This window comes from Plantactinospora sp. WMMC1484 (assembly GCF_049315195.1).
GTDB lineage: Bacteria > Actinomycetota > Actinomycetes > Mycobacteriales > Micromonosporaceae > Plantactinospora.
Map to the genome: position 1 here is coordinate 6831316 of NZ_CP186055.1, position 15721 is coordinate 6847036.

The window sequence follows — 15721 nt, forward strand, 5'->3', positions numbered from 1 at the left end:
TCGTCAGCAGCTCGCCGGGCGGAAGCCGGGGTCGGGCGGACCCGGTCGCGCGGAAGCGGGATCCGGTGCTGACGGACGGAGCGATCCGGTCGAGCTGATCTCCCGGAAAGGGGTGCGGTCATGTTCAAGAGGTTCGCGGCAAGCCGGGCGGCCCGGGCGGAGCGGGCCGGGCGAGGGGGCGAGGTCGCCGCCGGGGCCGGCACCGGCCAGGCCCGGGGTACGGTGGTGCCGGCCGCCCGGACCGGCGTGGATCCGCTGCCGACGGTCGCCCTGGACCCGACGTCCCCACCGGACTACTTCGGTTTCGTGCCGAACTTCGCGCACAGCCCGCTGCCGGTCTGCGACGCCGACGGGCGGGTGGCGGCGGGCACCGGGATGCGCAAGTTCGTCACCTCGCTGCCCCGGACCGGCGACACCGCCAACGAGCTGGGCAATCTCATCCCGATCGCGGTGCCGGACACCATCACCTACCCCGGCTGCGACTACTACGAGATCGGCGTGCAGGAGTACCGCCAGCAACTCCACCCCGACCTGCCCCCGACGCGGCTGCGCGGCTACCGACAGGTCAACAACGGCACCGACGCCACCGGGCACAACACCGTGCACCCGCCGAGCCGGCCGTACCACCTCGGGCCGCTGATCCTGGCCCAGCGGGACCGCCCCGTCCGGGTCAAGTACGTCAACCAGTTGCCGGTGGGCGAGGCGGGCGCGCTCTTCCTGCCGGTCGACACGACGATCCGGGGCGCCGGCACCGGCCCGCTCGGCGACGCCGAGCACTATCCGCAGAACCGTTCCGCCGTGCACCTGCACGGCGGCTGCACACCGTGGATCAGCAACGGCGGCCCGACCCAGTGGACCACCCCGGCCAGGGAGTCGACACCGTATCCGCGCGGCGCCGGCCACGCGAACGTGCCGGACATGCCCCGGCCCGGCGCCGGGGCGACCACCGCCTACTATCCCAACCAGCAGAGCGGTCGGCTGCTCTGGTGGCACGACCAGTCCGACGGGATCGCCCGGCTGACCGTCTACTCCGGGCAGCTCGCCCTCTACCGGCTGGACGACCCGGTGCAGCGGCAGCTCGTCGACGACGGGGTGCTGCCGGCCGAGGAGATCGTGCTGGCTGTCCAGGACAAGACGTTCGTGCCCGGCCACACCCAGCTCGCCGCCGAGGACCCGACGTGGGACGTGGCGCGCTGGGGCGGCCTGGGCAGCCTCTGGTTCCCGCACGTCTACATGCCGAACCAGAATCCCTACAACGAGTCCGGCACGAACCCGATGGGCCGGTGGGACTACGGTCCGTGGTTCTGGCCGCCGGTCACCGGGATCACGCACGGCGCGACGCCGAACCCGCACCACGACCCGGCCACCCGGCCCTGGGAGCCGCCGGTGCAGCCCGGCACGCCCACCCCGTCGGCGGTGCCGGACGCCTTCGGCGACACCCCGCTGGTCAACGGGGCCGCCTATCCCTATTTGCGGCTGCGGCCGGCGGCGTACCGGTTCCGGATCCTCAACGCCTGCAACGACCGGAGCCTGAACCTCCAGCTCTACTACGCGGCCGCACACGAACCGATGTGGCATCCGGACGGCACGCTGCGCTGCGGCGACGCGGGCGAGGTGCCGACGGTGGCGGCCCGGCCGAACCCCGACTTCCCGCCGGGATGGCCGACGGACGGCCGGTGCGGCGGGGTGCCCGACCCGGGCGCGGCCGGACCGGACTGGATCCAGATCGGTTCGGAGGGCGGCCTGCTGCCGGCGGTGGCGGTGCTGCCGAGCCAGCCGATCAACTACCAGTACAACCGGCGGGACGTCACGGTGCTCAACGTTACCGAGCACGCCCTGCTGCTCGCCCCCGGCGAACGCGCCGACGTGATCGTGGACTTCTCCTCCGTACCGCCCGGGTCGAACCTGATCCTCTACAACGACTGCCCGGCGCCGATGCCGGGCTTCGACCCGCGCTACGACCACTACACCGGCGCCCCGGACCGGACCCCGTCGGGCGGGCCGCCGACCACCCGCCCCGGTTACGGCCCGAACACCCGGACGCTGATGCAGATCCAGGTGGTCGGCGCGCCGGCACCGCCGTTCGACCTCGACCGGCTCCGGGTCAGGCTCCCCCCGGCGTACGGGAAGAGCCAGCCGCCACCGATCGTGCCGCAGAACGCGTACGACGCGGCGTTCGGCACCGGTACGACCCGGAACACGTACGTGCCGGTCGAAGAGACCTCGATCACCTTCACCCCGTACGGCGGCACGGCGCCGGTGACCCTGCCGCTGCTGCCCAAGGCGATCGTCGCCGAGTTCGACCCCGAGTACGGCCGCACGACTTTTCTGCTCGGCACCGAGTTGCCCAAGACCAGCGCGCTGGTCCAGACCACCATCCCGCTGTCACCCGTCGACCCGCCGACCGAGGTGCTGCTCCCGTCCGACCCGGCCGTCCCCGTCGGCTCCCCCGGGGACAACACCCAGCTCTGGAAAATCACCCACAACGGGATGGACACCCAGGCGATCCACTTCCACCACGTCACCGTCCAGCTCGTCAACCGGGTCGGCCGGGACGGTGCGATCAAGCCGCCGGAGCCGAACGAGGTCGGCTGGAAGGAGACCGTCCGGATGAACCCGTTCGAGACGACGATCGTGGCGATCCGGCCGACCCTGCCGGGGCCGCTACCGTTCACCGTCCCGGACAGCGTCCGGCTGCCCGACCCCACCCGACCGGCCGGAACGGCGGAGGGATACACCCAGGTGGACCCGGAGACCGGCGAGCCGGCGGCGGTGACCAACCGGGAGCGGAACTTCGGCTGGGAGTACGCCTGGCACTGCCAACTCCTCGGCCACGCCGACTTCCAGATGGCCAGGCCGATGGTGCTGCGCTGCTCCCCGGCGGCGCCCACCGGACTCGCCGCGAGGCCGGAACCGGGCTCGGCGACGGTGTTGCCGGCGATCGTGCTGGCCTGGACGAACAACACCCGGTCGCCGGCCGGCACCACCGCACCGGCGCCCCCGGCCACCCGCAGCGTGGTGCAGCGCGCCACCGATCTCGGCTTCACCCGGGACCTGCACACCTGTCCCGTCCCCGCCGCCGACAACCGGTACGTCGACTCGACCGTCACCCCCGGGGTCACCTACCACTACCGGGTACGGGCGGAGAACGGTGTCGCCCATTCGGCGTGGTCGAACACCACCAGTGCGGTGGTGCAGTTGCGGGCACCGACCGGGCTGGTCGCCACGGTGGCGAGCGGGCCCCCGCTGCGGGTCAACCGGGGCTGGGTCAACCGGTCCTTCGCCACCACCGTGGACCTGCAACGGGCCACCAATCCGACCTTCACCAGCGGGCTGGTCACCAGCACCGTCCCGGTCACCGGTGCCGCCCCGGACACCCGGATCTCGCCGGACACCACCTACTACTACCGAGTCCGTACCTGCTACCGGGGCGCCTCGTCACCCTGGTCGAACGTCTCCACGGTGATCACACCCGCGCTGCCGGCCACCCCCACCGACCTGCGCGCCGCGCTCGACGGCCCGGCGGGGCAGGTCGGCGGCACCAGCGTGACGCTGCGCTGGACGGTCCCGCTCACCGACGTGGTCGGCGGCTTCGTCCTGCACCGCGCCACCGACCCCGGTTTCGCCACCGGCGTGGTGACGGCGTCGATCCCGGGTGGTTCCCGCTCCTTCACCGACACCGGCCTGACCGGCGGCGTCATCTACCACTACCGCATCCAGGCCGGCAACGCCGCCGGGACGTCGACGGTCGGCCCGCCGGTCTCGATCCGTATCCCGGGCTGACGCCCGGACCGGCAGGTCGCCCGGACCGGCAGGTCGCCCGGACCGGCAGGTCGCCCGGACCGGCAGGTCGCCCGGACCGGCAGGTCGCACCTGTCAGGACATCGCCTGGGTCGGGCCGGTCCGGGACCGCAGGTCCGCCAGGCCGCCGGCCACGCCCCGGAGCAGATCGGTCGCCTCGGTGAGCCGGTCCACCGAGGAGTAGCCGTCGTACTCCCGGCCGTCCTCGGCGACGAAGCTCGCCGCCGCCGCGACCAGCCGTTCGTACGCCCCCACACCGCTGTCGAGCTGCGCCGAGAGGTGCCGGTGCGCGGCCTCCAGATCGGGTCGGGTGTCGGCGGGGGCGACCCGCACCGCACTCTCCACAGTGGCCACCCGTTCGGCCAGGTCGCGGAGGGAACGCTCCGCCACGGCCGCCTCCAGCACCGCCGGACCGGCCGGGCCGGTCAACCGTTCGGCCAGCCCCGCCATCGTCGTGGCGGCCCGGTCCAGCCGCCCCCACGGGCCGGACGCGGCAGAGCCGCGCAGCGCCATCCGGGTGCGCTGCCGGCGTACCTCCGCCAGCGCCTCACGCCCGGCGGGCAGTCGCTCTACGGCGGCGACCAGCCGGGCGCGGACCTGGTCCGGCGTCACCGGCTCCGGCGGCGGTGGCACCGGCTGCGCCGCCAGCGCCCGCAGGTCCACCCAGCGCCAGGCCGCCAGCGCGACCGAACCACCGGCCGCCGCCGCCCAGAACGCGTCCGGCAGCCCGAGCCCCTGGTACGGGGTGAGGATCGCGGCCGCTCCACCGAGCCCGCCCGCGAGTACGCTCCACCGGCGTGCCGACCGGCGCAGGCCGCGCAGCCGGCGCAGGTGGCGGGTACGCAGATCCGCCATCTCGACCTCACTCCCCCACCGCCGCCGGTCCGACCGGCGGCTCCACTGCCCCTACCGTGGCCCTGTTCGCGGATCGGCCGGCTCAGCTGGCCGTGCTGCTCCCGCCGCCGGCCTGCTTGTCCCGGCCGAGGCTGGCGCGGATCTCGTCGAGCCGCGCCACACCGGCCGGGTCCGCCGCCGGAGCTGCCGGTTCGACAGCCGGGCTGGCCGTGCCACCCAGTTTCTCCCCGGCCATGCTGGAGCGGATCTGCTCCAGCCGGGAGGCGCCCGCCAGGTCGAGGGTGGACTTCTGGATCTCCAGCATCCGGCCCTCGACGGAGTTGCCGGCCAGCTCGGCCCGGCCCATCGCGTTGGCGTAGCGCTGCTCGATCCGGTCCCGCACCTCGTCGAGCGAGGGGGTGTTGCGGGGCGCGGCGAGCGCGGACATCGACTCCAGCGAGCGGGCCACGCTCTCCTGCATCTTGGCCTGCTCGAGCTGGCTGAGCAGCTTGGCCCGCTCGGCGAGCTTCTGCTGGAGGATCATCGAGTTGTTCTCGACCGCCCGGCGCGCCTGGGCCGCGGCACCGATCGCCTGGTCGTGCAGCGTCTTGAGATCCTCGGTCGACTGCTCGGCGGCGACGAGCTGGGTGGCGACGGTCTGCGCGGTCTGCTCGTACTTGTTGGCCTCGGCCTCGTCGCCGGCCCCGCGGGCCCGGTCGGCGAGCACCAGGGCCTGGCGCGCCATCCCCTGCAGGCGCTCGACCTCGGACATCTGCCGGGACAGCCGCATCTCGAGCTGGCGCTGGTTGCCGATGACGGCCGCCGCCTGCTGGACCAGCGCCTGGTGTTGGCGCTGCGCCTCCTCGATGGCCTGCTGGATCTGCACCTTGGGATCGGCGTACTCATCGATCTTGGCGCCGAAGAGCGCCATCATGTAGCGCCAGCCCTTGACGAACGGGTTCGCCATGTCCCGGTATCCCCTCAGTGTCATCATTCCGGTGACCGTGTCGGCCGGCCCGGAAAGGCGCCCGCACGACAGGATCTCCATCGTCCCAGGATCGCGCCACTCCGGCATACGACCTCAGGGGGATATCCACCGGATATGCCGCTAGGGGCCCACCGTAACGCGGTAGGCCCCGGGCGAGCCACACCTTCGGCTCGCCGACGATCCGTAACAGGAGCTTCGGGTCGTCGATGACCGGTTACGGGCCGGCCGGCCGAGCGACCGGCCCGCGCCGTCAGCCGGCCCGCGCCGTCAGCCGGCGCGGACTCAGCCGACGCAGACGACGTCCCGCTCGGAGCTGGCAGCCCGCTCGGCGTCGCCGCCCGGCTGGATCCGGCGGGTTGCCCGCAGCGTCGCCTTGAGGGGGGATTCCTGCCGTACCGTCACGGATACGGTGCCATCGGTCGCGATCTGCCGCACCGGCTCGGTGCCGAGCTGGTGGGAGACGCCCGGCTCGGCGAGGGTGCGCAGGGTCCGGTCGGTCAGCGCCGGTCGGTGCAGCGACGCGTCCGCCCGCGCCGGCCGCGCCTGGGCCGGCTGGACGGCGGGCTGGACCTGGGCCGGCTCCGCCTGGGCCGGCTCCGCACCTGCCGCCTGTCGGAGCGGCTCGGCCCCGGCCGGCTGCCGCACCGGTTCGGCGGTCAGCGGTTCGGCGGCCAGCGGTTCCGCTGTCTCGCGCCCGTTGGTCTCGGCAGGCGTGGCGGCGTCCCGCCCGGTCGCCGGCCCCTCCTGGGCCGGCACCAGCACCCGCGGCAGCCCTTCGGCCACTTCGACGGTGTCGCTGACGTCACGGAGCAGCTCGGAGAGGCGGGCACCGAGGGCGTCGCAGATGGCCGCCAGCAGCTCGCTCGATGCTTCCTTCTGCCCTCGCTCGATCTCGGAGAGGTAGCCCAGACTGACGTTGGCGGCGGAGGAGACCTCGCGCAGGGTCCGGTGCTGTCCCTGCCGGCGCGCCCGTAGCGCGTCACCGATCACCCGACGTAGCAGGACCATCGCACCTCCCGTGTCGCGGGCTCAGGCCACTTCCGGCACATCGGACCGTCGCCGCCACCCGCCCCCGCCGCACTACGGCGAGATCCACCCGCCACAGCCGTGGTGGTGGGACCGCGACGTCAACCGCCCGAGCCTTCCCGCAACCGTACCCGGTGCGGCCGCCGACGACATCCCGCCCCGGCGGTCCGATATTTCCCGCCGGTCACCCGGCCGCAGCTCGACCGCCACCCGCCGGGGTCGCCCGTGGATCAGCGTGCACCGCCGACCGGGCTCTCGCCGGCCTCCGCGTGCAGCCGGTCGGCGAGCAGCCGCAGCGCCCCCGCCACCGCACCGATCCTGATCCGCAGGCGGTTGCCGGAGAGGTCGAGCCGCCGCACGACGGTGCCCGGCGGCCCCGCCGCGGCCACGTAGACCAACCCGACCGGCTTGCCGTCCTGCGGCTCCGGGCCGGCGACCCCGGTGGTGGAGAGGCACCAGTCCGCGCCGCAGCGTGCCCGGCCACCCTCGGCCAGCGCCACCGCCACGTCCGGGTCGACCGGGCCCCGGCTGGCGAGGAGTTCCTCCGGTACGCCCACCAGCGACGCCTTCAACTCGGTCGAGTACGCCACCAGACCGCCCCGGAACACGCTGCTGACCCCGGCGATGTCGACGATCGTCGCGGCCAGCAGGCCACCGGTGAGCGACTCGACCACCGCCAGGGTGGCGCGCTGGTCGGCAAGGGCGTGCACGACAGCCGCGGCTGAGGTGTCGGCCGCCCGCGCGGCATCCTCCATCCGATCCTCCTCAATTTCCGCCCGGACCGAACTCCCGATCGCACCCGGGTTCCGGTCGCACCCGGGTTCCGGGCGGACCCGAGGGTCAGCGCCGCAGCCGCAGCGCGCGCACGACGTAGTCGAGCCCGGTGACCACGGTCACCAGGACGGCGACGCCGAGGATCCAGGGCCCCACACCGGCCAGGCTGGCCGGTACCGGCCAGAGGTACCAGACGATGGCCAGGATCTGGACCGCCGTCTTGGCCTTGCCGCCCCGGCTGGCCGCGATGACGCCGTACCGGATCACCCAGAAGCGCATCATTGTGATCCCGAACTCCCGAACCAGGATGAGTACGGTTATCCACCACGGAATACGGTCATACCACGACAGTAGTATCAGGGCGGTGCCGGTCAGCGCCTTGTCCGCGATCGGGTCGGCCACCTTGCCGAACGACGTGACCAGCGCGTAGCGGCGCGCGATCCACCCGTCGACCAGATCCGTCACGGAGGCGAGGACGAAGGTCAGGCAGGCCGCCACCCGCCAACCGGAGTGCACCATCCCGGAGGCGAGCACCAGTCCGACGAAGACCGGCACCAGCGCCAGCCTGAGCGCGGTCAGCCCGTTGGCCGCGTTGATCACCGGGACCGGGCCGACCCGGCCGGACGGAGCCGGCTCTCCGGCCGTCCCGGCCTCGGGCCCGCTCCGCCCCGCGCCGACGCCCGCTCCGGTGCGCCCCTGCACCGGCGCACCGGCCGCAGCCGCCGCCGGATCCGCCGCCTCGGTCACGACCGCATCCCGTCGCCCGCGCCGGCGCGGCGACGGCAGTTTCCCGATCGTGCCGTCGTGCCCACCCCGATCACCGTGCCCCACGCGGCGCCGCCGAAACGATCTCCTCGGGTACGGCCACCAGGTCCACGCCCTCGGTGCCGGTGACGGTGGCCCGGACCAGGTCGCCCGGGTGTAGCGTGCCCAACTCCACCCCGCCACCCGCGACCGGGGCGACCAGGGTGGTCGAGCCGTCCACCTCCGGTGCCTGGTGTGCCGCCCGGCCCTCCACCACACCGCCGTCGACCGAGTCGACCAGCACCTCGACCGTGGAGCCGAGCCGCTCCTCGGCCCGCTGCGAGCAGATCTCGTCGACGATCGCGCAGAGCCGGTCGTAGCGCCGCCGTACCGTGGCCGCCGGCACCTTGCCGGGCAGCGTGGCGGCCTCGGTGCCGTCCTCGTCGCTGTAGTCGAAGACACCGATCGCGTCCAGCCTGGCGGCGACGAGGAAGCGTTCCAGCTCCCTGACGTCCGCCCGGGTCTCCCCCGGGAAACCGACGATGACGTTGCTCCGCGCCCCGGCGTCGGGGGTGAACTCCCGCACCGTCGCGAGCAGGTCGAGAAAGCGCCCGGTCGAGCCGAACCGGCGCATCCGGCGCAGCACCGCCTCGCTGGAGTGCTGGAACGACAGATCGAAGTAGGGTGCGACCCCGGGTGTGGTGGCGATCACCTCGACCAGCCCGGGGCGGGTCTCCGCCGGCTGGAGGTAGCTGGCCCGGACCCGGACGATGCCGTCGACCGAGGCGAGCTGCGGCAGCAGCTTCTCCAGCAGCCGGGGGTCGCCGAGGTCCTTGCCGTAGGAGGTGGAGTTCTCACTGACCAGCACCAGTTCCCGGACTCCCGAACGGGCCAGCCACTCCGCCTCGGCCAGCAGTTCGTCCGGAGTACGCGAGACGAAGGCACCGCGGAACGTCGGGATGGCGCAGAACGCGCAGCGCCGGTCGCAGCCGCTGGCGAGCTTCAGCGAGGCGACCGGGCCGGAGTCGAGCCGGTGCCGCAGCACCGGGCGCAGGTGCGCGGGGGTGTGTTCGTCCGCCACCAGCGTGCCGCCGGCCGGCCGGGCGGCGGTGTCGCCGTGCCCTGGCAGCACGACCGCGCCGCCCTGCCGGGCCACCGGGGTCAGCGGCAGCAGTTGGCGCCGGTCCCGGGGCGCGTGCGCGGGCAGCTCCCTGCCGGCCAGCACCGCGTCCAGCCGGTCGGAGATGTCGGGGTAGTCGTCGAAGCTGAGCACCGCAGCCGCCTCGGGCATGCCCTCGGCGAGTTCCCGGCCGTACCGCTCGGCCATGCAGCCCGCCGCCACCACCCTGGCGCCGGTGTCGGCGGCGGCGAGCAGCGTCTGGATCGAGTCCTGCTTGGCCTTTTCCACGAAACCGCAGGTGTTGACCAGCACCACGTCGGCGCCCTCGCCGTCGGTGGTCACCTGCCAGCCGTCGGCGTGCAGCCGGGCGGCCAACTCCTCCGAGTCGACCTCGTTACGGGCACAGCCGAGAGTGAGCAACGCGACCCGGCGGCCGGCGGTCGACGGGGAGGAAGCGGCAGACACCATCCGAGGGTACCGGGAGCGCCGGGCGACCCCGCCACGGCGCTGCCCCGCGGGTCACCCCGGCCGGGTCAGCCGGTCGAGCAGGAACGCCTCGCCGCCGGCCAGGCCGACCGAGCAGAAGACCGTCACCTGGTCCGCCGTGGTCCGGCCGGCGACCGTGCCGGCCAGCGCCGCGCCCAGCGAGCGCAGCCGGCCGGCGTACGCCCCGACGGTGGCGAGCATCGGCGGATCGTACGCCCCTGCCTGGGCCAGCGAGTCGGTGACCAGCAGTTCCGCCCGGTCCAGCAGGTCGGTGCCGAACTCCGCCCGGCCAAGCTGCTTGTGGCCGACGGTGTTGAGGTGGCTGCCGGGGCTGAGGTCGGTGGCCGAGATCACCGGAGTGGGGCTGGTGGTGGCGAGCACCACCAGGTCGCGTCCGCGCACCGCCTCGGGGCCGGTCGGCACCGGGCGGGCCGGGATACCCAGCTCGGCCCGGACCCGGGCCGCGAACTTCTCCCGACCGGCAGGGGTGCGGCAGAAGACCGTCACCTCGCGCAGCCGGCGTACCGCCGCGATCGCCGAGACCTGCGCCCAGGCCTGGCCACCGGCGCCGATCACGCCGAGGGTGGTCGCGTCCGGCCGGGCGAGGGAGTCGACGGCCACCGCACCGAGCGCCCCGGTGAGCCGGGAGCCGATCTCCGCGCCGACCGCGACCGCCCGGATCCGTCCGGAGCCCGCCTCGTGCAGGGCCACCACCTGCTCACCGTCGGCATGCCCCAGCGTGTCGTACGAGCGGAAGCCGTACCACTCACCGACGAGCTGGCCGGCGGTGAAGACCAGCCTGCCTCCGGTCAGCGGCGCGGCCACCCGGGGCGGGGCGACGAGCCGGCCCCGGTGCGCCGCGAGCAGGGCGTCCCGGATCGCCCGTACGGCCGTTGCGGCGTCCAGCCTGGCCGCCACCTCGGCGTCGGTGATGAAGACGGTCATCAACCGATTCTGATAGCTCAACCACGATTAAGGTCAACTGCGGTCCGGATGGTGGGCGTCGGGCGCGTACCGGCAACCGGCGCCGGAAACGGGTGCCGGAGCGTGAAGGCCGCCGATGTCGGCCCGGTGCGGGCGAGCCGGTCGAGCCGGGCCCGCGCCTCGTCCAGGGTGGGCAGCTCACCTGCGGGCAGCCACCAGAGCACCAGGTACGGATCGGCACCGGCGGGATGGAACCACTCCCGGCGGCGGCGCAGCGACTCCAGGTGCGGGCTGCGGTAGACGTAGCCCCGCAGCGCCGACACGGACTCCCAGACCGTGAGGTTGACCAGCAGGTCAGGCCCGAACGGGCGCAGCGCGGTGGCGTCGGCGCCGTCATCGTCCCGCAGCCGCCAGACGAAGCCGGGCGAGGCGTCAGCGAGCCCGTTCAGGGCCGGCAGGTCGGCCACGAAGTCCGCCATCAGTGGGTCGTCCAACGGTGCCCGCAGCCGGGCCGTGTTGAGTTGCGCGAGGTGGTATGCCATCCCCGCAGCGAAGCAGCCGAGGATTTCTTTGTCAATCCCGATTGGTTTTACAACGGCTCCGCCGCGCCGCCCTCGGCGGCGCCCTCCCTGCGGCGCTCCAGCACCACGCAACAGAGCCCCGGCCGTGGATCGAGCCTGGCCCGCCACTCCGGCCGCCCCGCACCGGCCAGCAGCCCGCCCAGCAGGGCCAGGTTCATCCCGCAGACCGCTGGCGGGAACTCGTCGGCGAGGTGGTGAAACGGGCAGTTGCGCAACCGGACGATCTCCTCGCCCGCCGTCGGCGCGTAGCCGTGGGTGTGCAACACGTCCAACAGATCCGCGCCCGGCGCGACCGCCGCGCCGGCCGTACGGCCCCGCTCCCTCGCCACCTCGAAGAGGGTCTCCTCCCCGCCGAGCCGCAGCACGGTCTCGGCGAGCAACTCCGCGCCAGTCCGGTACGCCCGGGGCGGCACGCTGACGACGTGCTCGCCCGGCGCCCGGCGGTAGAGCTTGGCCGGACGCCCGGCACCAGGCCCGGAGCGTCCGGACCGGCGTGCCAGGGTGACGGTCAGCAGCCCCGCGTCGACCAGCTTGTCCAGGTGGAAGGCGGCGAGGGTACGGCCGATGCCGAGTGCGGCGGCCACCTCGTCCCGACCCAGCGGCTCCGTCCCGGCGCCGGCCACCACCCGGTACGCCGCCCGCCGGACCGGATCGACCAGCGCCGAGACGGCGTCGAGGCCGGGCTCCAGATCATCCAGGCTCGCCATCCGCCCAGCCTAGGCCGGTGAGCCGGTCACTCCTGCGGCCGGAGGGCCGGTCGCTCTCGCCCGGACAGCCGGTCACTCCTGCGGCCGGAGGGCCGCCAGCGCCTCCTCCAGCTCGTCCGGCTTGACCAGCACGTCCCGTGCCTTGGAGCCCTCGGAGGGCCCGACGATGCCCCGGGTCTCCATCAGGTCCATCAGCCGGCCGGCCTTGGCGAAGCCGACCCGCAGCTTGCGCTGGAGCATCGAGGTGGAGCCGAACTGCGAGGTGACGACAAGTTCGATCGCCTGCACGAGCAGGTCGAGATCGTCGCCGACCTCCTCGTCGATCTTCTTCTTGCCGTCCTGCGCCGGGGTCAGCACGTCGGGCCGGAACTCCGGCTCCCGCTGGTCCTTGCAGAACTTGACGATGTCGTTGATCTCGTTCTCGGTGACCCAGGCGCCCTGGATGCGTACCGGCTTGGATGCGCCCATCGGCAGGAACAGCCCGTCGCCCCGGCCGATCAGCTTCTCCGCACCCGGCTGGTCGAGGATGACCCGGGAGTCGGCCAGCGACGAGGTGGCGAAGGCGAGTCGGGAGGGGACGTTCGCCTTGATCAGGCCGGTCACCACGTCGACCGACGGGCGCTGGGTGGCCAGCACCAGGTGGATGCCGGCGGCGCGGGCGAGCTGGGTGATCCGGACGACCGAATCCTCCACGTCGCGCGGCGCGACCATCATCAGGTCGGCCAACTCGTCGACGATGACCAGGAGATAGGGGTACGGCCGGATCTCCCGCTCACTGCCGGGCGGCGGCTTGATCTGGCCGGCGCGTACCTTGCGGTTGTAGTCGTCGATGTGGCGTACACCGGCCGCCGCGAGGTCGTCGTAGCGCATGTCCATCTCGCGGACCACCCAGTCCAGCGAGTCCGCCGCCTTCTTCGGATTGGTCACGATCGGGGTGACCAGGTGCGGGATCCCCTCGTAGTTGCTCATCTCGACCCGCTTCGGGTCGATAAGCAACAGCCGCACCTCGTCGGGGGTGGCCCTGGTCAGGATGGAGACGAGAAGGCTGTTCAGACAACTCGACTTTCCGGCACCTGTGGCGCCGGCGATGAGGATGTGCGGCATCTTGGCCAGGTTGGCGACCACGAAGCCGCCCTCGATGTCCTTGCCGAGCGCCACCAGCATCGGATGGTGGTCGGAGGTCGCCGCCCGGGACCGGAGCACGTCGCCGAGGGCCACGTCCTCCCGATCGCTGTTCGGGATCTCGACCCCGACCGCGCTCTTGCCCGGGATCGGGCTGAGGATCCGCACGTCGGGGGACTTGACGGCGTACGCGATGTTGCGGGAGAGCTGGGTGATCCGCTCCACCTTCACGCCGTGGCCCAGCTCGACCTCGTACCGGGTGACGGTCGGGCCCCGGGTGAAGCCGGTCACCGCCGCGTCCACGTCGAACTGCTCGAAGACCCCGGTCAGCGCGGCGATCACCTCGTCGTTGGCCCGGCTACGACTCTTCGGCGCGGCACCGGGGCGCAACAGGTTGCCCGGCGGTAGGGCGTAGTCCCCGGCCAGCCCGGTGATCGCCAACTGCTCCGCCCGGGTCGGCACCGGCGAGTGCTCCGGCGGCTCCGGCGCCCTGCGGGCCGCCGGCACCTTGCCCGACCGGCGTGGCGGTGACACGGACTCGTGCTCCGGGGAGCCGATCTCGTATCCCGGTTCCTCGTCGTCGAGCGGCTCCGGGCGCGGTGCGGCGCGGCGGCGCGGTCGGCGGCCCTCGGCGCCGCGCTCCGGTTCCGCCTCGGCGTCCTCCTCGGACTCCGGCCGGCCCAGCATCGCACCGGCCAGCAGGCCGAGCCGCTCCGGAATCTTGTTGATCGGGGTGGCGGTCACCACCAGCAGTCCGAAGAGCAGCAGGAGCACCAGCAGCGGTACGGCCACCCAGGCGCTGACGGCACGCTCCAGCGGCCCGCCGATCCCGGCCCCGATCAGGCCGCCGGCGAAGTCCCGCTCCGCGTTGTTCACCGGACGCTGTCCGATGTGCAGCAGCGCCGCCGTCCCGACGATCAGCGCCGTCCAGCCGACGAGCCCTCGGCCCCGGTATTCCGGTTCGGCGGGCGCGCGCATCAGCCGGACGGAACCTATCAGCAACAGGATCGGCAGCACGATGGAGATCGCACCGAAGAAGAGCCGGATGGTGTCGGCGAGTCGGCCACCCACCGGCCCCGCCGAGGAGAACCAGACCGCCACCGCGCTGAGGATGGCCAGGCCGAGGAGGAACAGGCCGGCGCCGTCGCGGCGGTGCTCCGGATCGATGTCGCGGGCGGTGGCGGCCTGCCGGCCGGCCGCTCGCATGGCCCAGCCGACGCTGTGCGCCAGCCCCATCCACATCGCGCCGATCGCCCGGCCGACGTACGCCGCCGGGCTGGTCCGGGTCGGCCGGCGAGCGGCCGCGGCCCGGCCCCGGGCCGGCTGCCGCCCCCGGGTGTTGCCTGCCCGACCGGCGCCGGACCGGGTGGTCGACCCGCTCCGGCGCCGGTTCGCCTGAGAGGAGGCACGGCCCGCCATAAGTTCACACGTTAGCGTCGTCCGCCGAGGATTCCCCGCCTTTGCGCGTCGTGTCCGGCCAGTTACCTCAAGATTCACACCGCCGGCACCCGCCGGCCGGCACCCGGCGCACCCGGGGCGCGGCACGACCGTCTCCATGTCATAACCCTGAGTAAAATCTCGTCCGGCCGGCCCCGACCCGCGAACGGAGACCCGCCATGACCGGACCCGCCTGCACGGTACGCGGACCCGCCTGCACGGTACGCGGACCCGCCTGCACGGTACGCGGACCCGCCTGCACGGTACGCGGACCCGCCTGCACGGTACGCGGACCCGCCTGCACGGTACGCGGACCCGCCTGCACGGTGACCCGACGCACCTGCACGGCCAGGTGAGCCTCGACCGGCTGCTCGCCGCGCTGGCCGACGCCCGAGACCAGCCGGACGGCCCGGCCAAGATGGCGGACCTGGACCGGATCGTCGCGTACGCCGACGCCGCCGGGGACGTTCGGGTCGGCGTCGCGGCCCGGTTGGCCCTGGTCGAGGTGAAGCGGCGGGTCGAGCCGTGGCGGATGCTGCCGGCCGTGCAGTGGTGTCTCGCCGCCGCCGACCGGACACCGGGAGTGCTCGACCCGGCGGAGACCGTGCAGCTGCGCCGCCATCACCGGACGGCGGTGGCGGCGCTCTGCGGCACCTCCCGCATCGGGCTGGCCCGCACCGGAGCCGCCCTCGACGACCTGGAGCGCCGGCTCGGGTCCACCGGGCAGAGCCGGCGTCCGGTGTACGCGCTGCGCTGCCGGATCGCCGACCACATCGGTGCGGAGGCGACCGCCCGCCGGTGGCTGGCGCGATGGCGGGCCGCGGCCGTCGACGAGTCCGGCGGCTGCGCCGACTGCGAGGCGGCCGACCAGGCACGCCTGCTGGTCGGCTGGGGCTGCTGGACCGAGGCACTGGAGATCGTCGCACCGCTGCTCACTCGCGCATACTGCTGTCCCGACCAGCCGGAACGCGCCCTCGGCACCATCCAGCTGGCCTACCTGAGGCTGGGCCGGTACGACGAGGCGGGCGACGCCCACGTCCGCGCCCTACCGGCGGCACCGGCGGGAGCGGGACGGCTTCCCCTTCCTCGCCGACCACCTGCGGTTCTGTGCCCTGGCCGGCCACCACGGACGCGGACTGGAGATCCTCGCCCGGCATCTGCCGGCGCTGGACCAGCC

12 protein-coding genes and 1 pseudogene are annotated in these 15721 nt (G+C 73.7%); 1 reads left to right on the forward strand and 12 read right to left on the reverse strand.

All coding sequences use genetic code 11. From position 1 onward, the window contains the following. The first annotated feature begins 120 nt into the window (after window positions 1-120). Complete coding sequence (locus tag ACN28C_RS29380; RefSeq protein ID WP_422770747.1) at window positions 121-3783, forward strand: hypothetical protein; 3663 nt, start codon at window positions 121-123, stop codon at window positions 3781-3783. A gap of 93 nt (window positions 3784-3876) precedes the next feature. Here ACN28C_RS29380 and pspM read toward each other — a convergent pair whose 3' ends face one another. The 12 genes and pseudogenes from pspM to ACN28C_RS29440 all read right to left on the reverse strand — a co-directional run bounded on the left by pspM (window position 3877) and on the right by ACN28C_RS29440 (window position 15480). Then, on the reverse strand, window positions 3877-4656 hold the full coding sequence (gene pspM, locus ACN28C_RS29385) for a phage shock envelope stress response protein PspM (RefSeq protein WP_422770748.1): 780 nt from the start codon (window positions 4654-4656) through the stop codon (window positions 3877-3879). 82 nt (window positions 4657-4738) lie between these two features. Beyond that, window positions 4739-5602, reverse strand: a complete 864-nt coding sequence (locus ACN28C_RS29390; protein ID WP_422774851.1) for a PspA/IM30 family protein — start codon at window positions 5600-5602, stop codon at window positions 4739-4741. A 711-nt stretch (window positions 5603-6313) separates the two neighbouring features. After that, a pseudogene (locus tag ACN28C_RS29395) lies at window positions 6314-6631 on the reverse strand (helix-turn-helix domain-containing protein); the annotation flags it as partial. A gap of 248 nt (window positions 6632-6879) precedes the next feature. Then, window positions 6880-7404, reverse strand: coding sequence for a CinA family protein (locus ACN28C_RS29400; protein ID WP_422770749.1), 525 nt, complete (start codon window positions 7402-7404; stop codon window positions 6880-6882). An 85-nt stretch (window positions 7405-7489) separates the two neighbouring features. Beyond that, a complete protein-coding gene (gene pgsA / locus ACN28C_RS29405) occupies window positions 7490-8023 on the reverse strand; it encodes a CDP-diacylglycerol--glycerol-3-phosphate 3-phosphatidyltransferase (RefSeq protein WP_422774852.1) in 534 nt (177 codons plus the stop codon). A 217-nt stretch (window positions 8024-8240) separates the two neighbouring features. Next, window positions 8241-9755: a 30S ribosomal protein S12 methylthiotransferase RimO gene (gene rimO, locus ACN28C_RS29410; protein WP_422770750.1), complete on the reverse strand. Its 1515-nt coding sequence runs from the start codon at window positions 9753-9755 to the stop codon at window positions 8241-8243. Window positions 9756-9806: 51 nt separating this feature from the next. After that, window positions 9807-10718 (reverse strand): ornithine cyclodeaminase family protein, encoded by a 912-nt coding sequence (locus tag ACN28C_RS29415; protein ID WP_422770751.1) that lies wholly within the window; start codon window positions 10716-10718, stop codon window positions 9807-9809. Between the two features lie 17 nt (window positions 10719-10735). After that, window positions 10736-11239, reverse strand: a complete 504-nt coding sequence (locus ACN28C_RS29420) for a DUF3291 domain-containing protein (protein ID WP_422770752.1) — start codon at window positions 11237-11239, stop codon at window positions 10736-10738. Between the two features lie 47 nt (window positions 11240-11286). Then, a complete protein-coding gene (locus tag ACN28C_RS29425; protein WP_422770753.1) occupies window positions 11287-11985 on the reverse strand; it encodes a helix-turn-helix transcriptional regulator in 699 nt (232 codons plus the stop codon). A gap of 72 nt (window positions 11986-12057) precedes the next feature. Continuing rightward, a complete protein-coding gene (locus ACN28C_RS29430) occupies window positions 12058-14526 on the reverse strand; it encodes a DNA translocase FtsK (RefSeq protein WP_422770754.1) in 2469 nt (822 codons plus the stop codon). 139 nt (window positions 14527-14665) lie between these two features. After that, complete coding sequence (locus tag ACN28C_RS29435) at window positions 14666-15166, reverse strand: hypothetical protein (protein ID WP_422770755.1); 501 nt, start codon at window positions 15164-15166, stop codon at window positions 14666-14668. Then, window positions 15166-15480, reverse strand: coding sequence for a hypothetical protein (locus tag ACN28C_RS29440; protein WP_422770756.1), 315 nt, complete (start codon window positions 15478-15480; stop codon window positions 15166-15168). The genes ACN28C_RS29435 and ACN28C_RS29440 overlap by 1 nt, the downstream gene beginning before the upstream one ends. Between the last annotated feature and the right edge of the window lie 241 nt (window positions 15481-15721).